Annotated in this window: 19 protein-coding genes; 10 read left to right on the top strand and 9 right to left on the bottom strand. The window is 51.6% G+C overall.

Annotated features, from left to right (window positions below; genetic code table 11):
* Positions 1–13 precede the first annotated feature (13 nt).
* On the top strand, positions 14–529 hold the full coding sequence (locus AC5JO6_RS22540; protein WP_496083274.1) for a DUF4330 domain-containing protein: 516 nt from the start codon (positions 14–16) through the stop codon (positions 527–529).
* Between the two features lie 10 nt (positions 530–539).
* Here the strand turns inward: AC5JO6_RS22540 and AC5JO6_RS22535 are convergent, their stop codons facing one another.
* The 3 genes from AC5JO6_RS22535 to AC5JO6_RS22525 all read right to left on the bottom strand — a co-directional run bounded on the left by AC5JO6_RS22535 (position 540) and on the right by AC5JO6_RS22525 (position 2,778).
* Complete coding sequence (locus AC5JO6_RS22535; RefSeq protein ID WP_496083273.1) at positions 540–1,427, bottom strand: alpha/beta fold hydrolase; 888 nt, start codon at positions 1,425–1,427, stop codon at positions 540–542.
* Between the two features lie 56 nt (positions 1,428–1,483).
* Positions 1,484–2,002 (bottom strand): L,D-transpeptidase, encoded by a 519-nt coding sequence (locus AC5JO6_RS22530; protein WP_496083272.1) that lies wholly within the window; start codon positions 2,000–2,002, stop codon positions 1,484–1,486.
* Positions 2,003–2,127: 125 nt separating this feature from the next.
* The gene (locus tag AC5JO6_RS22525; RefSeq protein ID WP_496083271.1) at positions 2,128–2,778 is read right to left on the bottom strand and encodes a bifunctional 4-hydroxy-2-oxoglutarate aldolase/2-dehydro-3-deoxy-phosphogluconate aldolase; all 651 of its coding nucleotides are present in this window, start codon (positions 2,776–2,778) and stop codon (positions 2,128–2,130) included.
* A gap of 399 nt (positions 2,779–3,177) precedes the next feature.
* Between AC5JO6_RS22525 and AC5JO6_RS22520 the strand changes: the two genes are divergently transcribed.
* Entirely contained in the window at positions 3,178–3,813 is a 636-nt protein-coding gene (locus AC5JO6_RS22520) for a hypothetical protein (protein WP_496083270.1), read from the top strand.
* 62 nt (positions 3,814–3,875) lie between these two features.
* Here AC5JO6_RS22520 and ftsH3 read toward each other — a convergent pair whose 3' ends face one another.
* A complete protein-coding gene (ftsH3, locus tag AC5JO6_RS22515) occupies positions 3,876–5,711 on the bottom strand; it encodes an ATP-dependent zinc metalloprotease FtsH3 (protein ID WP_496083269.1) in 1,836 nt (611 codons plus the stop codon).
* 192 nt (positions 5,712–5,903) lie between these two features.
* On the opposite strand from ftsH3, the gene AC5JO6_RS22510 reads away from it, so the two are divergent.
* Positions 5,904–6,329, top strand: a complete 426-nt coding sequence (locus AC5JO6_RS22510) for a DUF8743 domain-containing protein (protein ID WP_496083268.1) — start codon at positions 5,904–5,906, stop codon at positions 6,327–6,329.
* A 78-nt stretch (positions 6,330–6,407) separates the two neighbouring features.
* On the opposite strand, the gene AC5JO6_RS22505 is transcribed toward AC5JO6_RS22510, so the two are convergent.
* Entirely contained in the window at positions 6,408–6,914 is a 507-nt protein-coding gene (locus AC5JO6_RS22505; RefSeq protein WP_496083267.1) for a pyridoxamine 5'-phosphate oxidase family protein, read from the bottom strand.
* 338 nt (positions 6,915–7,252) lie between these two features.
* Here AC5JO6_RS22505 and AC5JO6_RS22500 point away from each other — a divergent pair, with 338 nt between their 5' ends.
* The 5 genes from AC5JO6_RS22500 (at position 7,253) to AC5JO6_RS22480 (ending at position 12,366) form a co-directional block, all read left to right on the top strand.
* Positions 7,253–7,405 carry a hypothetical protein gene (locus AC5JO6_RS22500; RefSeq protein WP_496083266.1) on the top strand — a complete coding sequence of 51 codons (153 nt, stop codon included), beginning with the start codon at positions 7,253–7,255 and terminating at the stop codon, positions 7,403–7,405.
* 386 nt (positions 7,406–7,791) lie between these two features.
* Complete coding sequence (locus AC5JO6_RS22495) at positions 7,792–8,628, top strand: hypothetical protein (protein WP_496083265.1); 837 nt, start codon at positions 7,792–7,794, stop codon at positions 8,626–8,628.
* A 432-nt stretch (positions 8,629–9,060) separates the two neighbouring features.
* Positions 9,061–10,935, top strand: coding sequence for a TnsB C-terminal domain-containing protein (locus AC5JO6_RS22490; protein ID WP_496083264.1), 1,875 nt, complete (start codon positions 9,061–9,063; stop codon positions 10,933–10,935).
* A gap of 3 nt (positions 10,936–10,938) precedes the next feature.
* The gene (locus tag AC5JO6_RS22485; protein ID WP_496083263.1) at positions 10,939–11,805 is read left to right on the top strand and encodes an AAA family ATPase; all 867 of its coding nucleotides are present in this window, start codon (positions 10,939–10,941) and stop codon (positions 11,803–11,805) included.
* A gap of 30 nt (positions 11,806–11,835) precedes the next feature.
* On the top strand, positions 11,836–12,366 hold the full coding sequence (locus tag AC5JO6_RS22480; RefSeq protein ID WP_496083262.1) for a TniQ family protein: 531 nt from the start codon (positions 11,836–11,838) through the stop codon (positions 12,364–12,366).
* Positions 12,367–13,299: 933 nt separating this feature from the next.
* Here AC5JO6_RS22480 and AC5JO6_RS22475 read toward each other — a convergent pair.
* The 4 genes from AC5JO6_RS22475 to AC5JO6_RS22460 form a co-directional block, all read right to left on the bottom strand.
* Positions 13,300–13,809, bottom strand: a complete 510-nt coding sequence (locus AC5JO6_RS22475) for a cupredoxin domain-containing protein (protein WP_496083261.1) — start codon at positions 13,807–13,809, stop codon at positions 13,300–13,302.
* A 27-nt stretch (positions 13,810–13,836) separates the two neighbouring features.
* The gene (locus AC5JO6_RS22470) at positions 13,837–16,098 is read right to left on the bottom strand and encodes a heavy metal translocating P-type ATPase (RefSeq protein ID WP_496083260.1); all 2,262 of its coding nucleotides are present in this window, start codon (positions 16,096–16,098) and stop codon (positions 13,837–13,839) included.
* A gap of 110 nt (positions 16,099–16,208) precedes the next feature.
* Complete coding sequence (locus AC5JO6_RS22465; protein WP_496083259.1) at positions 16,209–16,703, bottom strand: hypothetical protein; 495 nt, start codon at positions 16,701–16,703, stop codon at positions 16,209–16,211.
* Positions 16,704–16,710: 7 nt separating this feature from the next.
* Complete coding sequence (locus tag AC5JO6_RS22460) at positions 16,711–16,905, bottom strand: heavy-metal-associated domain-containing protein (RefSeq protein ID WP_496083320.1); 195 nt, start codon at positions 16,903–16,905, stop codon at positions 16,711–16,713.
* 562 nt (positions 16,906–17,467) lie between these two features.
* On the opposite strand from AC5JO6_RS22460, the gene AC5JO6_RS22455 reads away from it, so the two are divergent.
* Together AC5JO6_RS22455 and AC5JO6_RS22450 are read left to right on the top strand one after the other, a co-directional pair.
* The gene (locus AC5JO6_RS22455; protein WP_496083258.1) at positions 17,468–18,172 is read left to right on the top strand and encodes a DUF305 domain-containing protein; all 705 of its coding nucleotides are present in this window, start codon (positions 17,468–17,470) and stop codon (positions 18,170–18,172) included.
* A gap of 79 nt (positions 18,173–18,251) precedes the next feature.
* Positions 18,252–19,916 (top strand): efflux RND transporter periplasmic adaptor subunit, encoded by a 1,665-nt coding sequence (locus AC5JO6_RS22450; RefSeq protein WP_496083257.1) that lies wholly within the window; start codon positions 18,252–18,254, stop codon positions 19,914–19,916.
* Positions 19,917–19,993: the final 77 nt, after the last annotated feature.

Here is a 19,993-nt window from a genome sequence, read left to right as displayed (position 1 = left end):
GAGGCAGAACTTCATGGCTATCGTAGACTCTAAAGGTCGCTTGTTTGGCAAAGTCAGCATTTTAGATCTTGGCGCTGCCCTGGTGGTTTTGTTGGTCATTGTGGGTGTCCTGCTGCCTAGCTTTACGGGTGCCCAACTTAGCTCCAACGTCAAACCCGTTGAGGTGGATGTGGTCATTCGCAGCGTTGGCTCTCAAGACCCTAAGACCCTGCTGAAAGAAGGGGATAAAACCAGCCTGATCATTCGGAATCAGCCCTTTGGCGATATCAAAATTAAAGCGGTGAGAGAACTGCCCCGCAATGTCGCAGTCCCTCAGCCCAATGGCTCTCTTAAAGCCCTGCCTGATCCTCGACCTGAAGCAGCCCTCACGAAGGATTTTCTCGTGACGGTTGCGGGCGATGCCAACATGACCAAGAATGGTCCTCTGCTGGGCAACAACAAGATCAAAACGGGCACCAAGATTGAGCTTGAAGGCTTTACTTACGATTTTTCAGATCTATATGTGATTGATGTTCGCGTTGGTGCCTAGATGGCAAGCGCTACTTCAGCAGTGCGAGAAATCTGCGGATCAGGGCGATCGACACCGCTGGCAACTCCAACTGAGGGGTCAAACCAACGTCATCAATCACCTCCAGTGCCCGAATCGCTTGCGGGTTAAGTGCTGCCAGCCGATAGCCAATGTCGGGTTCTGTGAATTGCGATCGCTTGCCCCATAGCATTGCCGTCGGTACCGTCAACTGAGCAATGAAGAGCGCAAGATCGAAGGACAAATCTCCCCGCACGAACGAAAGCGCCGCATATTCAGCGTTTGGCTGTTGGGCAGATTCCAGGTACGCTTCGACGATTTCGGGAAAGATGCGGTCTGCCTGTGCAAACTGTCGCTGTTCGAGAAAGTTGCGGATGCCCCAACTGGCGGCAATGCCTGTGCTGTAGAGGACGCGATCGAGCACTGGCGTACTGACCAGTTGGGCAAAGAAACTGCGCGTGTAGTCTTCGCCAAAATCAGAAAGCCCCGCTGGTGCGGTCAAAATCAGAGAGTGGAACAACTCTGGACGGACGATCGCGGCGCGAATGACGATCGCGGCGGTTAGCGATGATGCCACCACAGTCACAGCGCCTTCACACGTCTGTTCCAGGAACTCAATGATCGTCGTGATGTAGTCCTCTACTTGATATTGCCGTTCTGGGTGTTCCGATCGCCCCCATCCAATCAAGTCGGGTGCCAGGATGCGATACTCTGACGCAAACGCAGGATAGACCTTCGACCATTCATATGCCGAGGAACCACCCCCAAACCCGTGAAGAAACACGAGCGTGGGCAGATCGCGATCGTTGGCTACCCAGGGCGGTGCGTCAGCCGTGTAGTAGACCATTTTGCCGAGTGACGTAACGGTAGAGTGTTGATCAAAACCAGGTGGGAGAAACATGCGCTTTGGTGAGAGTAGGACAGAGTGAGCGGCATAGAACGCTGTAGCAGTGTGGTTTATCTGCGTACAACGACTGACGTACCAATTCTCGCCCAGTTAAACAACCAGCGAGCATGGTCAACTGCAAGATTAACGCACCCATGACTGACTGGCGTACCAAAGCGACGATGCCAATAGGCTCCATGAATGGCATAGCTACCGCTGTAGTACATCGTGTAGGGCACATCGGCAATGTCATAATCATCGCCTCTCATACGGGCATAGCGATCGCGCGTTTGAATGGCAAAGACTCCGGTTCGGGTGGGCGTTGAAGCTTTGCCTGTAGAGATCAGAATCGCGTAGACAGGCGCTTTGCCTTCCCAGGCAATGAGTCGCTGGCTGGACAGCTTGATCTCAATCCAGCGCTGTTTTGATTGTTCCAAGCGACGAATTGCAGTTGCAGTAGTGTCAGTTCGTGCCACGACCGTTGGTGCTGTGACAGAGAATTGCGCGATCGCCTGCGACGGCAATAGACCGACAGCACCCGCTAAAATTAACAAACCCAGGCTTTGCTTGAAACCGCGAAGCAGCAACATCGTCGTTTACTCCTTTTATTGTTTTCTACACTCCTCTCTACGATTTTTCCCGCCTCAAAGCTGATCATTAAGCCAACGTTCAAAGCGGCTTTACAGTTGACTGTCCCTCCAGGTTCTAAGCTTCATCATCTTCTGGCAGAGGGGATCGCAAGGCGCTGCACCAGCGTTTTTGCTTGCTGGGCGATCGCGTCCCAATTGCCTTCAACCACTGCCTGCTTTGGAAATAGATTGCCCGAAAGCCCAACCGCGATCGCCCCAGCGGTCAAAAGTTCAGCAGCATTATCCAGCGTCACACCACCTGTTGGAATGAGCGGAATATGACCCAACGGTGCTTGCAGACTTTGAATGTAGGCTGCGCCGCCTAATGCCTGTACCGGGAAAACTTTGACGCTGCTTGCCCCTGCCTGCCACGCGCTGACGATTTCTGTAGGAGAAAGCGCACCAGGGGTGATGGGCACGTTTTGTGCGGTAGCAAACTCGATCAGGTTAGTAGCAACATGAGGCGTGAAAAGGAATTGGGCACCTGCCGCGATCGCCTCCTGCAAGTGTGCTTCCTGCAACAGCGTACCTGCGCCGATCGTACAGTGGGGCAAGTGTAGACGCAGTTTTTGGATTAACGCAGGAGCACGATCGCTGTTCCAGGCAATTTCGATGAGCCGGATGCCTCCAGCCGCTGCTGCCTTTGCCATCTGGTAGCCGCTTTCAAAGTGTGGCGCACGAATGACCGCGATCGCGCGAAACTGTTGTAAGAGGGTGTACCAGTCTTGAGGGGTCATGATGGAGATAACGCACGTACTAAGGATTGTGGATTAAATGACCTGTAATTCTGTGTAGGATGCCGTCAGCGTAGCGTAACGCATCGCTTCCGGGGCTTTGATGCGTTACGGCTAGCGTCTTTAGCGAAGCCATGCCGTAGCTTGCTTCTCGAAGAGTAGGCTATACGCATCCTATAAAATTCGGTGTGATTGAATTCTTATGCCTAAGTGCGATCGTCAATGCATGGAAGCGTCGCTTAATGAGCGAAAATTACTAAACTAAAAGCAACCGCTAACGATACGTTTGCTGAACGCGCTACAAACGAAGGAATCGCGCTGTTCTATGATGTGATTGCGTCCTGTCGCCGCCGCGTTGCCAAGTTTCATCTCAGTCGTTGCTCAAGAGGTTAGCACTAGCCAATGAACTATGCGTCACCAGAAAAACTCGCTCAATTGGCAGACAGCAAGCAGCGACTGAAACGCCTGCTGCGAAACAGAATTGAGGTGCTGAAAGAGAAGCTAGACAACTTTACTGTGGTTGATATCAATGGCAAACCTGTTGGTGAGGTGAGAAATTTGCTTCTTAACCAGCGGCAGCTATCGCTGTTGATTGTGCGACCTGATATCCACCGATATTGGCATTTTGTACTGCTGAGTAGCCGCTTGGTGCAACAGATCAGTCTGCGCGATCGCGTCGTTTTGGTACAAACCACTCAGGCAGACATGAGCTACCTACCAGAACATCAAGCCACTCAGCATTCTGCTCATCTTAGCGACGAGACCAGCGCACAGACTGACTTTAAGGCACCCGTTCATCAGTTGCCTGCCTCTTTGCTCACCGATCGCCGCCATCGTTTAAAGCCTGCAAATGGAACAATGACTTTTCTAGGTCAGGCGATCGCTCAGAGCGCGACTCCAACGCCTGGAAATGCGAAGCCGTTATGGGATGTTCCTGAACGACCGAAAGTACTCGCAGATGCCGTTGACGCTATGCCCCGATCGGCTCACTCTCAAACATCTGACCCTCAAACGCAGACAAGTACAAGCAAAAATTAAGGTGGCTCTAGCGCACTAGAACCACCCTAAACCCGTTGAGTAAGCGTCGAATGCGACTAATGTTACGCGATCGAAGCCATTTTCACATCACTATTTGCCAGCAGTTCCTGAAGTTCATCAGAATCCACTGTCTCTTTCTCAATGAGCATTGCTGCTAACTGATCCAGTACGTGGCGGTTGCCAATCAGAACTGCCTTTGCCCGACGGTATGCCTGTTCAACCAGATTGCGTACTTCGTCGTCGATCGCGGCTGCTGTCTCTTCCGAGAAGTCACGCTCAGCAGCGATGTCACGTCCGAGGAACATATTGCCCTGCTGACGACCGAGTGCAACGGGACCCAGGCGATCGCTCATGCCGAACCGCGTCACCATTTGACGGGCAACACGAGCCACTTGCTGAAGGTCATTCGATGCACCTGTGGTTACTTCTTCTTCACCAAAAATGATCTCTTCCGAGATGCGACCACCCAGAGCAACTGCCATTTGGTTTTGCAGGTAGGAACGCGAGTATAAACCTGAATCCATCCGATCTTCGCTGGGAGTAAACCAGGTCAGACCACCCGCACGACCGCGTGGAATAATGCTGATTTTCTGCACCGGATCGTAATCAGGCATCAGTGCACCGACCAACGCATGACCCGCTTCGTGGTAGGCGACCAACTCTTTACGCTTTTCGCTCATGACTCGATCTTTCTTCTCTGGTCCAGCGAGAACGCGATCGATCGCATCGTTCACTTCATCCATCGCAATCTCGGTCAAGTTGCGACGCGCTGCCAAGATTGCCGCTTCGTTCAGCAGGTTAGACAGGTCGGCACCTGTAAAGCCCGGTGTCCGACGCGCAATTTTCTCCAAATCCACATCTTTCGACAGCGTTTTGCCGCGCGCGTGGACATTGAGGATTTCGAGACGACCCGCATAATCGGGACGATCGACCACTACTTGGCGGTCAAAGCGACCAGGGCGCAACAGTGCCGCATCCAGAACATCAGGACGGTTGGTTGCCGCGATGATGATAATGCCTGTATTGTCCTCAAAGCCATCCATCTCAGTCAGCAACTGGTTGAGGGTTTGTTCCCGCTCATCGTTACCGCCACCCAGACCCGCACCCCGTTGACGACCCACTGCGTCAATTTCATCAATGAAGACAATACACGGCGCATTGGTCTTCGCTTGCTCAAACAGGTCACGGACACGGGACGCACCGACACCCACAAACATTTCTACAAACTCAGAGCCGGAGATCGAGAAGAAGGGTACACCCGCTTCACCTGCAACCGCACGAGCCAGCAACGTCTTACCCGTTCCAGGAGGACCCACCAGCAGTACGCCTTTAGGAATCTTGGCACCGACAGCCGTAAAGCGATCGGCGTTCTTCAGAAAGTCCACCACTTCACTCAGTTCAAGCTTTGCCTGATCAATGCCTGCGACATCGCCAAAGGTCACTTGAGTCTGCGGCTCCATTTGTACTCTAGCTTTCGATTTGCCAAAGTTCATTGCCTGACTACCCGGACCGCTCTGAGCGCGGCGCAGTAGAAAGAACAAGCCAACCAGCAACAGAACTGGGAAGAAGAGGCTGCTCAGTGCCTTCAACCAGAAGCCATCGTCTGTTTGTGGCAAGACAGCAATATCGACTTTGTTAGAGGTCAAGATGTTGATCAGCTCAGGATCGTTGGGCAAGTTAACCACGATGCGGTTATTACCATCCTGCACAACCGCAATGCTGCGATCGGCACTAATTCTCACTTTCTCAATCTTGCCTTCTTGAACCTTCTCAATAAACTGGCTATAGCGCCAGGTTTCTCTGCTTGGGGGTTGCTTATCAAAAAACGCTGTCGCTAAAGAAACGACAACGATCGCCAGCAACGTATACAGTCCAACATTTCTCCACCGCTTATTCACCGGGATTTGTCCTCCTTTTATAGGGGTGCGGAGTCTTTCACTATGCAATCGATGTTAACTAATATTAACGTACTCTCAGGAATAGCGGATCGCGGGTCGGGCAGTAAGTTTTAGCGCACTGCCTGTCTCCATGATGCGAAAACAGGGATGACTAGATCCTGTTAGTGTCCTTGCGTCTCCTCATCCTAACGAATGACTCGCCGTGGTGAAGTGCTAATTGCCGTGATGAACAGTTGGGCAGATTGGGATATTGTCCGCACACAGTGCTGGTATCGCATTCCTACTGTGCAAGTTGCAAAGTTAAAACAGCAGGGCTACTGGTCGCCTCAGTGGCTAGCGTTCTACCAAACCAAAGTGTTTGGTGCCGAAGCCTATGCCGTCAATGCTTACGCTCAAGTCAACCAGGTTTACGAGGTTTACCGCTGGGAACTCTTTCCTGATCAACCCAGAGATGCCAAGAGTGAACAACGCTACTGCAAGCTAGAGCTATCGCCGTTAGAAACGTTACCGCAGCCGATCGTCAGTCAACGCCTGCGCCGAATCGCTTTTATCGCCACAACTTGGGAGCAGTTCACTACAGCGAGAGCGATTGAGGATTTACTGACTTACCACAGCTAGAGGCACTAAGGTAGCGGCACCGATTTTGTCAAAACGGACTCCATCGTCTCTCGCAGTAAAGCCGCTGCTGGCAAATGTCTACTTCAAGTTGAGCTTTTCGTTCTCGCCGCCGTTTGCCTTCTCGCCAGTCGTAACTGCTTTGACAAACCCAACGGTTTTGGCTACCCAACCTGCTGGCGCATCCCAATACTCTGCGGTTTCGACGGTCACTTTGAGCAACGCGATTTCTGGCTCGTCGAGCGCTTGAGGAAACCAGGCTTTGAGTTCCGGCTTCCACAGGTCTTGCATTTTGGCACGATCGCGCACCAGTTGAGCCGTTCCAGCGAGGGAAACATAGCGCTGTTGGCTTGGCTCAGAGAAGCTGACGTTCACCTGCTCAACGCGATCGACCTCCACTATTTTAGGAGTATTCGCATAGGTGAAGAACCAGAGATCCCCGTTCGGCTCAATTTGCCCGTTGGTTGACATGGGACGGCTATGCAAGCTGCCATCTGCTGTAAGAGTGGTGAGCATACAAAAGTCAATCTCCTTGATCAGCTCTCGCAATTTCGCTAATTGGGCATCATTTGTTGTTGCTGTAGCCATTTTGTCGGTCTCCCTTAACTGCTTACGCTCATTCGACTGCTTAATTTCCTGTCTTTTGATAACACCCCATTCCTTTACTGGTGTAATCACAACTTCGGTAACTCAATGCCCTATCTCGCCGCGCGTTTGAGCAGCAGTCGTTTCAGACACGGGGATTTGATACGCTCGATGACTCAAATAAAGCTCACCTGCTTCAACTTGTTTCTTGATGCAACCAAATATCGGCAAGCTGCTCTGAACACAGATTCTATCGATCGCCTGATGTCTCTTTATCCCTCTCCAGACGTAATCGGGCGAAGCTAGCTTCTGCTCAATATGCCCGTAATGCTTTGCGTCTGTTGCTGCAAACAGAAGCTGGACGTGAGCAACGATCGCCGGACAATGGTGCGGTTAAGCTTACCGACGATCTGATTCGATTGGAGCGAGAGGCATTTTATCGGGAGACATTTGGGAACGAGGTGCTCTTTACCGATATACGACCGGACGGGTGATGGAGGGCGCAACCAACATTGACATTCATTTAGGTGCGCTGCTTGCTCTAGCAAGTAATGCCACCACCTCTTCCGTCAAACCGATGTGAATCCCAGCCGAATTCCATCGGATCGGCACACTTTGCGTACTTGCTGGCATTTTTAGAATATCCAAGTGGGGAAACTCTCAACAGAGACAGTGGTGATCGAGTGATGCAACCTTTTTGTTTAGCTCACGATCGCTCACAGGAACTTCATGATGGGCTTACGGATTTTCTCTGAAGACTGAGAACTTCTTAAACAGAACGTCCCTGGTGTGATCACGAGAGTTTTGCTTTGAGCTACATAGCACTGCACCCTTACTCTTGCTAACGCCACGAGAATGCCGAGTAATCGAGAAGAGAAACATGCATAAGTTTGTGTCTGCTGGGCTGGCTGGGTCGATCGCTTTGACAGTGGGTAGTTGCTCATCCAATGCTGATAAGAATGTAGTAATCACGCTTCCTCCAGAACCCTTTAGCACAGCAGAAGCGCCTGCTACAGAACAACCTTTTGATGCAAAGACAGCGCCGTTGGTGCCTCAAGTGGCAGCCCCTGAATACATTCCAGGTCTTATCCAAGCGACCAACGGTGACGAGCGGGCAAGGCAAGTACAGAGAGGCATTGACAGTCAAAAAAGAAGTGATCCGTTTGCAAGCTTGCCACTAGAGCGACAACAACCAAGTACTGACACCTATCGTCCAAGTGCCCCTCCCATCAGGCGATCGCCAACGCAAACCAAGCGCATCCCACGCTTGATACAACAGCGACCGACTATTGCCTACAGACCGAATTTCCCCTTTAGCAGGCAGTTTCCAGTTAAACCTGATGTAACTGTGCCCCCATTGACTCCCCGAACGCGCATTACTGCTGTGAAACCCAAGAGAACCACACCCTTGCTGCCAAACCAAAGCACTCCTTTTGTTCGCACATTGCCGCCATTACCATCGGCAAATTTAGCGAATGCGGTGGAAGTCAGTGGTGTTGTAGTGGTAGGAAGCGTGGTTCACGCGATCGTTAAAGCCCCAAATGAAGCAAATAGTCGCCATATTCGGGTGGGACAACGCCTTTCGGATGGACAGGTATTGGTCAAGCGCATTGAGCTAAACGCTCGCACTGAACCCGTTGTCATTTTTGAAGAAAATGGTGTTGAAGTTTCAAGAGCGATCGGGGAAAGTGGAACTTTCCCGTCAGCGATCCTTTAACGCCTCAATACGTGGGTTAATAAGGGCGAACTGTTTCTACGCTGACGTAAAGTCAGTGTAGAAACAGTGTTGTTCGTCTCACTGCTACAAGTTGCCCTAAACTCTGTGTCAGGTTTATGTCAGTAAAGCTATGCTTAGAGGCTAAAAGCCCTTAAAATGTGTACGTTCGCACATTAAATGTCGCAGTTCGCAAATCATTTTCGCTCGGTACAAGTAGCGAAAACAACGATTCACCAAGACTCTGGAGGATTCTCACCAGGAAAGCGACATTTTAGCGAATTCGCAAGTTAAGAGTCGCAAAGTCAGATTCGCAAATTGGGCGTCGTTTTTCTGAACCAACTTGCCTCGCAAATTTCATGTCGCATCTTCTAGCCGTATCAGGAGGATAGTGATACATTTTTACTATTCACGCCAGAAATACGGCAATCTACTATGGATGAAAGCCAAGCTGCTTGTTTAGATGCCGACCCCCAAGCCCTGGATGAGTTGGTATTAAGCGATCGCGCTTGCGATGCTGACCCATCCCAAATCCTGCTTGAAGCATCAGATTCGCAAAAACTACGCTTTCGCCTCGTTGAGTGGTTGGCTGGGTCGCCCAATCGAAAGGTGAAATCTGAGCGGAAGCAGGCGATCGCCCAAACGCTTGCTATCTCAACGCGTCAGGTTGAGCGGATGCTCAGTCAGTATCAAGAGGATCGGTTACGCGAAACAACAGGTAGTGAGCGTGCTGACAAAGGACAACACCGGATTGATAACTACTGGCAAGACTATGTCCGAACGGTTTACGAGCAAAGCCTGAAGCATAAGCATCCTCTCAAGCCCGCTGACGTAGTGCGTGAGGTGAAGCGTCATGCTGTGATTGACTTGCGGCATGAAGACGGTGATTATCCACATCCAGCAACGATTTATCGGCTTTTGAAACCCCTGATTGAGCGGCAGAAACGGAGGCAAAAAATCCGCAATCCGGGGTCAGGTTCTTGGATGACGGTTGAGACACGGGATGGAAAATCACTGAAAGCTGAATTTAGTAATCAGATTATTCAGTGCGATCATACGAAGTTGGATATCCGGATTGTTGATCAAGAAGGCAAGCTTCTGAGTTGGAGACCCTGGCTGACCACCGTTGTGGATACCTTCTCAAGCTGCCTCATTGGCTATCACCTCTGGCACAAACAACCGGGGGCGCATGAAGTCGCTCTGACTCTCAGACATGCCGCCTTACCCAAGCATTATCCACCAGAGTATGAGCTTGAAAAGCTCTGGGATATTTGTGGAATGCCGCTACAGTACTTCTTCACCGATGGTGGCAAAGATTTGAGTAAAGCAAAGCTCATCAAAGCAATGGGTAAAAAGTTGGGCTTTGCGTGTGAACTGCGCGATCGTCCTCCTCAAGGGGGCATTGTCGAGCGGCTCTTCAACACCGTTAACACCGAGGTTTTGAAACCACTTCCCGGATACATATCAAAGGAAGACGGTGGGGCAGAACGGGCAGAGAAAGAAGCTTGTCTGACGATTGAGGATGTCGATAAGATTCTCGCGAGTTACTTCTGTGACGACTACAATCACGGGTCTTATCCCAAAGACCCGCGTGATAGCCGCTTTGAGCGCTGGTTTAAAGGCATGGGTAACAAACTACCTAAACCACTGAATGAGCGTGAGTTGGACATTTGCCTGATGAAGGAGGAGCAACGGGTTGTGCAGGCACACGGGTCGGTTTACTTTGAAACCCTGACCTACCGTTGTGAAGAACTGCGATCGCGGCAAGGTCAGTATGTGACGTTGAGCTATGACCCCGACCACATTCTGACGTTGTATATCTACAGCCAAGCGACAGGTGATGATGTCGGGGAGTTTATTGGCTTTGCTCATGCGATCAATATGGATACTCAAGACCTGAGCCTGGAGGAGCTGAAGCAACTGAACAAAGTCCGGAGCACGGCTAAGCGTGCCCATTCAAACTATGATGCGCTCCTGGCTTTGGATAAGCGCCAAAAGCTTGTAGAGGCACGGAAACAGGAGAAGAAAGAACGGCAGCGCTCAGAGCAGCGAAAGCTGCGAGGCAACAGTAAGCAGAACTCGAATGTGGTGGCCTTGCGGCAAGAGCGGGCAGGCAATGCTGCTGGCAGTAGCAAACCAATGGAACTCCTGCCTGAAAGGGTTACACCCGAACAAAGGAAGCCTCAAGCTCCTTTACCTCTCCCCGTAGCGACTCCACAGATCCTTGAACCTGCCGCGTCTGCTCCTCCACCCGAAGAGCGACACAAGCTTGTAGTTCCCAAAAATCAGACGTTGAAGAGGCTTTGGTAAAGCATGGCACAATCACAACTAGCAATTCCGGTTCCGGTAGAGGTCTTGGCTCCTCAACTCGACTTAACCGATGTGCTCGCCAAAACGGCTGCGATCGAGGAACTATTCAAGACTGCCTTTATCCCAACCGATCGCGCCTTGCAGTATTTCCGATGGTTGGATGAATTACGCTTGCTGAAGCAGTGTGGTCGAGTCATTGGACCGAGAGATGTGGGCAAGAGCCGCTCGTCGGTACATTACCGAGAAGAGGATCGTAAACGGGTTTCCTGTGTCAAAGCATGGTCAAATTCAAGTTCTAAGCGGCTATTTTCCCAAATCCTCAAAGACATCAACCATGCAGCTCCAAGGGGCAGACGGCACGATTTACGCGCTCGCTTGGCTGGCTGTTTGGAGCCGTTTGGCATTGAACTTCTGCTCGTGGACAATGCCGATAATCTGCAACGGGAGGCGTTGGTTGACCTGAAGCAGCTACATGAAGAGTCGGGAGTATCCATCATCCTCATCGGTGGGCAGGATCTCGATAGCAGTCTGCAAAACTTCGATTTACTGACCTGCTTTCCGACGCTGTTTGAGTTTGACAGACTGGAGTACGAAGACTTCCAGAAGACGCTGAGGACGATCGAATTCGATCTTTTGGCACTGCCTCAAGCCTCCAATTTGGCAGAAGGGACTCTCTTTGAGATGCTGGCAGTCAGCACTCAAGCCCATATGGGTAGGTTGATTAAGCTTTTGACCAAGGCGGTCTTGCACTCGCTGAAAAAGGGGCATGGGAAGGTTGATGAGGTGATTTTGCACAACCTTGCCAGTCGTTATGGCCAGCGCTATGTCCCTCCAGAAGCCAGAAAGAAGCCAGAGTTGGGTGAAGGCTGAGCACCGATCGTTTTGAGAGGAGAGTCTGCGATGAGTCAGCTTGATGAAACGTTGCTCCGACTAGGGTCTGTGGAACCGTTGGAGCATGAGAGTCTTAGCCATTACCTGGGGCGGTTAAGACGGTTGAAGGCGAATAGTCTGCCCTCGGCTCATGCGCTAGGGCAAGCGGCGGGGATTGGTGGCATCACGGCTCGATGGGAGAAGCTCTACTTCAATCCGTTTCCGACGGAGGCGGAGTTGGGGGCGATCTCCCGCTTAATTGGACTGGATACGGGACGACTGCAAGAGATGTTGCCGAACCGAGGGATGACATTGCAGCCTCGCCCCATTCGGCTCTGCGGTGCTTGTTATGCCGAGGTGCCCTGTCATCGGATGGCGTGGCAGCACAAGGATATTGCTGCGGTTTGTCCCCATCATCCGCTGCGTCTGCTGGAGCGCTGCCCTAGTTGCAAGAAGCCTTTTCAGATTCCGGCGTTGTGGACGGATGGGAAATGTTATCACTGTGAGATGCGGTTCACGTCGATGGTGAAGTATCAAGAGAGAAGCAAGAAAACTAGCTGAGACGGGCGATCGCCCCCCACTCTGTCTTCTCTCTAAATGCCTTCAATGTAAGGCAACTTTTCTAATGCCGTCTTTGGGGGCTAAGGGAACGTGTAAGAGCTGCTCTCTGCCTTTTGCCAAGACTATAACTGCCAGATGATGTTTGTAACAATGAAACAGCATCAAAAGGGAATGTGAGGGGTTATGTGTCTGAATAGGCTGCATTAACACAAGACATGGTTGGCAGCGTCCTATACCTTACCGGTAGCAGAGACGCGAAGAGGTAGGACGGCAAAGGTGGGGTAAGTATCCTCATACTAGAAGCCTATAAAAAACGGCCCTTTTTTGATACCCCTTCCATTCACACCAGCAACTGCTGCTGTAAGCCACTTTCAAACTGCCTCCATGTCATACCCGTTTTTTGACACCCCCTATGCGATTACTCTTTGAAACCTCAGAGGCAGCCCGTGAGGTTGCCTTTATGCTGCGGTGCGAGTACGACGGATGCACCATGATTAGGTTATCGCCGGTCCATGACACACTGGCGCTAAGGACAGCAATAGAACTGACTGGAGCCGATTTTTATTTTGACGGGGATTATTACCTACTGTTGCTGTCTTCAGTGGCTGACACACTGACTCAAGCGAGTGCTAACCAACGGGCTGAACGCAGTAGCCGGAAAGCAGAGTTGGCCAGGATGAAATTCCCTTCCGATGTAATGCAGTAACATTGCCAAGATAATGGTTGAGCCACTTCTTGTAGGGATGAACGACTCAGCAAATTGAAATAGGGTATCAGATGATAATGGGGCGATCGCTGGCTATAGACCCAAAACGAAGTGTGACCTCAATTTGTGCACATTTAGGTATTAGTCGTCCGACTTACTACCGCTACATCAATACCAATACAGCACTAAATTGCCCCAAAATGTAGCTTCGCCAGGTTCAGGTGAAGCTACTCTACTTTAACGACACCGCGAAACATATTCATACCGCAGGTAAAAATGTATTCGCCTGGTTTGTCGGGTGTGAATTCGATCGCCGTTACCTGATTCAAAGCAAGATCAGCCGCAATCCGAAAATCAGGTAGCAGGACTCTCTCCAAGCAACTGCTGGGATCTTTGCGGAAGAAGTTGAGTTGCACAGGCTGTCCAGCTTTCACCACCACTTGACTGGGTTCATAGCCGCCATCGACTTGAATGGTTAGCTTTTGCACTCCTTGATCTAGGGTGGACTGTTTGGCTTTCGGTTTGCTTAAAAGAAACCACCAAAGCTCCAACCCAATCAGGAACGCACCTCCCGCTGCAACACCAAGCTTCACTCCCAACGGTTGCTCGATCCGTTCAAATTGCCCTTGAGGTGCTGAATGTGACCCTGACATCTCAGCCGCTCCTATGCCAGATGTCGTTCCTAAAAGTAGCCCTACGCTAGCTAAACCGCCTATGATTCTGCGTTTATGCAGCATTGAAGCACTCCTTTAGTTTGAAACAAGCTATGTCAGTGTCTTGGGTTGAAAGTTGCGTAACCGCAATGCATTGGTTACAACTGAAACGGAACTGAATGCCATCGCGGCTCCAGCAATAATCGGACTGAGCAACCAGCCAAACACGGGATACAGAATGCCTGCCGCGATCGGAATGCCTGCCACGTTGTAGATGAAAGCAAAGAAGAGGTTTTGGCGAATGTTCCGCATCGTGGCGCGGGAGAGTTGAATCGCAGTGATGATGCCCTGCAAGTCGCCAGAAATGAGTGTGATGTCGCTAGCCGCGATCGCCACATCCGTTCCGGTGCCAATGGCAATACCCACTTGCGCTTGAGCCAATGCTGGCGCGTCGTTGATGCCATCCCCCACCATTGCCACAATCTTGCCTTCCGACTGAAGCTTGTACACCTGCGCCGCTTTCTGATCGGGGCGCACCTCGGCAAAGACGCGCTGGATGCCTACTTCACGGGCGATCGTTTCAGCGGTCTGACGATTATCGCCAGTCATCATCACCACTTCTAAGCCCAGGCGCTGCAAGGCTCGCACTGCTTGAGCCGAGGTGGGTTTAAGAGCATCGGCAATGCCCATCAAGCCTTGGAGTTCACCATCAACCGCAAGCAGAATGACAGTCTTGCCTAAAGCTTCCAGCCGCTCTTTGTCTCGTTGCAGCGCTTGAGTGTCAATGCCTAATTCCTGCATCCAGCGTTGGGTGCCGATTTGAATCAATTGGTCTGACACCTTGCCCTGCACGCCGCTACCGGCGTGCGCCTCGAAGTCCTGAACATTTACTAGCGTCACTTCTTGGGACTCGGCATAACGAACGACTGCTTCAGCCAAAGGGTGCTCAGAACTGCGTTCAACCGATGCTGCCAGTTGCAGGAGTTTGAGTTCATTGCCATTGGCGGTGCCTACAGTCGTCATGGAGTCTGTGACGGTGGGCTGTCCTTGCGTGAGAGTACCCGTCTTGTCGAGCACGATCGTCTGAAGCTTGTGTGCCATCTCCAAACTTTCGGCTCCTTTGATCAAAATGCCATGCTCTGCCCCTTTGCCTGTGCCAACCATAACGGACGTTGGCGTTGCCAGTCCCAACGCGCAGGGGCAAGCAATAATCAGCACTTCCACCATCGTGATCAGCGCCAGGGTGAAGTTGCCCATGACCATGAACCAGATGACGAAGGTGGCGATTGCAATGGCAATGACAGCAGGCACGAACCAACCTGTCACCTGGTCTGCCAGTCGTTGAATCGGGGCTTTGGAGCCTTGCGCCTGCTGCACCAGCGTGACGATTTGTGCCAGAAAGGTATCGCGACCGACACGGGTTGTCCGAAACTTGAAGCTACCCGTTTTGTTGATAGTGGCTCCAATCACTTCATCGCCTGCTTGCTTCTTGACCGCAACGCTTTCTCCCGTCACCATTGCCTCATCGATCGTTGAACTCCCTTCAATCACCTCCCCATCCACCGGAATCTTTTCACCGGGACGCACGACCACAACATCGCCTAACTGCACTTCCGCGATCAGGACTGCCATTTCTTGCCCGTTGCGAATGACACGAGCATCTCTCGCTTGCAGCCCCACCAACTTGCGAATGGCATCTGAGGTTTGTCCTCTAGCACGGTTCTCAAATAAGCGTCCGAGTAGAATCAGCGTGATGACGATCGCTGCTGTCTCGTAATACACGCTGGGCATCAACCCCTGAGCCGTGAGAAAGCCTGGATTGATAGTGATCAACAGCGAGTAAAAATAAGCGGCACTGGTGCCTAAGGCAATCAACGTATCCATTGTGGCAGTGTGGCGCTTCAATGCTTTCCAGCCGTTGGTGTAGAACGATCGACCGCACCAGAACTGCACCGGAGCCGTCAGTATGGCTTGAAACCAGAAGTTGTGCAGCCAGGCTGGAATCAAGGGTAAGTTCAGCCCGGTCATCATGGGCAGCGACCCCAGTAGCAACACTGTACTGATGCCTGCCCCTACCCAAACCTTGCGGTTTAAGTCGCGCGATTCTGCCAGCCGGACTACTTTTTCGGCATCGTCTTCACCCGTCACCATCGCTGACTCTTGTAGTGAGAAGGCTGAGTAACCTGCTTCCTCCACTGCGTCTTGAATTGCCTCTAAGTCTGTGAGCTGCGCGTCATAAGTGACGGTTGCTTGTGCGGCACCAAAGTTCACACTTGCTTGAGTGACTCCTGACACAGTCTGAATAGCTTGCTCGATGCTGCTGGCACAAGAGGCACAGCTCATGCCTCGCAGTTTCAGGGTTGTAGTGTCCATAGTGGTAAAAGCCGAGTAAAGGTATGTTTTGAGGCAGCGATCGCCGCCAGAAATTTCAAGGGTTTGAAGAGGAGTTCACGCATCAAGCCTGCAAACGTTTTTGAACTCAGTTACCTTTGCTCTGAGTTTTGATCGCTGACATGAGAAAGCTGACGTTTGACAAGCCAAATCGTTAAGGGCGGCATCAGCAACCACATCGACAACGGCACTAGCCCAGTGCCCAAGAAAGGCATGGTTGGCATAGACTCGGCATACGTCCACCGATCGAGTGGTCCAGTCGCCAAGGCTTCAAAAATAACTGTGATCACCACTCCCACAAGTATAAAAAGGCTGATTTGCTTGCGGCTGGGTCGCTGCATCCATTGACGCGACTTTGCTATTGCTGCAACGATCCAAAAAGAGATCAGCGAAATGCCAATATCTCCCACTGTGGCGAGGGTGCAGTTTCTAGTTCTGTCGAGGCATGAGAACTCATTTGAAACCTGGTAAAACGGCATTTGCTGAACTTCCCAAACGAAAGACAACAGAAAGGAGAACATAGCCACATTCCATTCGGGTAGATTCAGCCAGTGCCGAGAGCCAATGATGTTCTGATGCTTTGACATAAGATTACTAATCCACTGTGTACCCTGCAGCAACGATCGCTTGCTTGACAATCGTTTCAGGCTGTTGAGTCTCGATTTTGACCTGCTTTGTTTGAGGATCGGCTTCGACTTTTGCAGTTGGGTCGATCGCCGTTACTGCATTCGTAATCGTGGTAGCACAAGCAGAACACGCCATATTCGGAACGTTGAATTCGAGTGTCATCATGTCAATCCTTGAATCACTACATCAATCATGGAGTTTCCACTGAACAAGAGCGTCAGGTGCATAGCTCAACGATGCGGTAGAAACCTGCTTGCATCACACACTGACTGCGGCTCGTTTACGGGCGAAATTGAATCGTTCAGTCTCTGCCCCAGTTTCCAAGTTGGGACAAATTGTTCGGGCTGCAAGCTCGGCTGGAGGCTGATCCTGCCAGCCTGACAACAACCCTTGCAGTTCAGAGCGCAAGAGTTGTAATGATTCAATCTGTTCGGTAGTCTGTTGCGCTTTCTGCTGGAGGTTCTGCTTCACCCTAGAGAGGTAGGCAAGCCATTACCTCCCCCTTCCGAAAGGAAGATGCTCTCGTACTTTAGAGCGAGAGCGATTTCATGCTGATTTCATAACTGCGTGCCACGGTAAAAGGGTGTGCCTCTTTAACTTTGGCTCACGCTTGCAAACGGTCTCTAGACTTGGAGACTTTGACTACTTGACCCTCCAGCCAACTGGAGCATCCAGAATCATAACACTACTCTTTCTAACCCTTTATTTCAGGCACAACGAACGTATGTCGCGCAATTTCTTCACAAAAACGGGTTCTCTGACTCTGGTGTTAGGAGCGATCGCCACTAGCAGCGTCCTTAGCGCCTGCTCCACTGCGGCTCAAAACCAGGCACAAGCCCCCAGCCCTGCTGCCACTAATGCCGGAGCCATGCAGGGCATGGATCACAGCAATATGGGCGGCATGAACCACGGCAGCAATATGTCGATGGATCTTGGTCCCGCCGATGCTGAATTCGACCTGCGCTTTGTCGATGCGATGACTCCACACCATCAGGGAGCCGTAGTCATGGCAAAGGAAGCACAGCAGAAATCCAAGCGTCCTGAGATCAAAAAACTGGCGGCTAACATCATCCAGGCACAAGACAAAGAACTGAACCAGATGAAGCAGTGGCGGCAAGCCTGGTATCCCAAAGCCAGTGCTGAACCGATCGCCTACAACGCTCAGATGAAACACTCCATGCCCATGTCGCAAGATCAGAGGCAAGGCATGATGATGAGCATGGATCTGGGTGCAGCCGATGACCAATTCGACCTGCGGTTTCTCAACGGCATGATTCCCCACCATGAAGGCGCTGTGGTGATGGCAAAGGATGCATTGGCGAAGTCAAAGCGCCCTGAAATCAAGAGACTGGCTCAAGAAATTATTGCCTCGCAGAACGCTGAAATCAAGCAAATGCAGCAGTGGAAGCAAGCCTGGTACAAACAATAGTTCTGGTTGCATGATTTCATGCTGCTTTCATGCCTGCCTGAAACACTGGTGATTAAGTGCTGTGCCAAGGAACCTGTAAATGACTCGCTCTCCAAAACACTCTACTGCCCGCCTCTCTGTCACTCTGCTGACATGGCTGTTACTATCAACGCCGCTGCGCGTTTTGGCTCATGCGGGACACGGCAACGAATTTCAGGGCGGGAGCCAAGCGGCTCAGTCCGCAGATGCGATCCAGGTCGATGCGGAAACGACAAAACGATTGGGCTTAAAAGTTGAACCTGTCTCGCGTCAACGCTTGGCGTTTGGCATCAAAACCACTGGACAAATTGAAGCACTGCCCAACCAGCAGGTGGAAGTGACCACGCCAGTGAGAGGGACTGTAACGCGGCTACTGGTGCAGCCAGGAGACCAGGTGAGTGCAGGGCAAGCGGTTGCCATCATGACCAGTCCAGAATTGGCAGAACTGCGAACCACTGCCTTAGATCGTCGGACGGAGGCGATCGGCTCCACCCAACAGGCACAAGCCGATTTGCGGCTGGCACAGCAAAACTTTGCTCAACAACAGAAAATTGCCGCAACAGACGTGGCTCAAGCCCGTACCCAACTCAGCTTTGCTCAGGAGCGCTTTGACAAAGACCGGGAACTGGCTGCCAATGGTGCTATTCCCCGCCGCACCTTTCTAGAATCGGAAACCAAACTGGCGGAGGCCAAAGCGGCGCTCACCAAAGCTGCCAGTCGTTTAGAGGTTTCGGCAGCAGCAGCACAATTGCGACGGGCTGAATCTGCTGTACAGGTGGCGCGATCGCGCGTGAGCTTAAGTGCAGAAACCTATCAAGCTCGCCTGCGACAACTGGGCGCGAGTGCAACCCAGGATGGCACCATCACGATCACGGCTCCCATTGCAGGCATCGTTGCTGATCGTGAAACTACCACAGGCGAATCGGGCGAGGATGCTGGCAAAAAGGTGATGACGATCATCAACGGTAGCAGCGTTCAGGTGAACGCCAACATCTATGAGAAGGACATCGATCTGATTCAGACCGGGCAACGAATCCAGATGACCGTTGCCAGCTTGCCCAAGCGCACGTTTCAAGGACGTATCAGCGTTATCGGTTCTACTGTGCAGGGAGAAACCCGTGTCGTCCCTGTGAAAGCCCAACTGGACAATCCGAATGGGGTGCTAAAACCAGGGATGTTTGCGGAGTTGGAAGTGCTCACCGATCGCACTCCCGCTGCACTATTGGCAGTGCCTAAGTCTGCACTGGTGACAACAAACGATAAAAAGACAATCGTCTTTGTCCAAAACGGCACTGCGTTTCAGCCCACAGAAGCCACCTTAGGCAGAGAAGCAGGCGAGTTTGTCGAGGTTAAAAACGGGTTGTTTGATGGCGATCGGATTGTGACTCAACGCGCCAATCAGTTGTATGCTCAATCGCTACGCGGTGGGAGCAAGTCAGCCGCTGATCACGGGGAGGAAACGGAGTCTACACCCGTTTCTAACTCACAACCTGCAATTCCCTGGTGGGTGGGAATTCCTGTGGGAGGAGCAATGATGGCAGGTGCATTTGCCGCTGGAATGGTGTGGGCAAAGCGCCACCGCAAAACATTCGTTTCACCATCCAATGGTCATACGACTCACGAATCTCTTGATGGCTTGAGTCCGACTGATTATGATGCTCACACTCCACCAACGCTGCCCTCATTAAAGTCAGCATCCGATCGCTATCCTCATCAATCGAGGTAAAGCGTCATGCTCAGTTCCATCATTCAATGGGCGATCTCTCGATGCTGAATCGCGGCAATAGGACAAGATTTTTGTAG

The sequence above is a fragment of the Tildeniella sp. genome, assembly GCF_059505325.1.
Note: the sequence above shows the minus strand (reverse complement) of the source record. Positions and strands in the feature narration are given on the sequence as shown.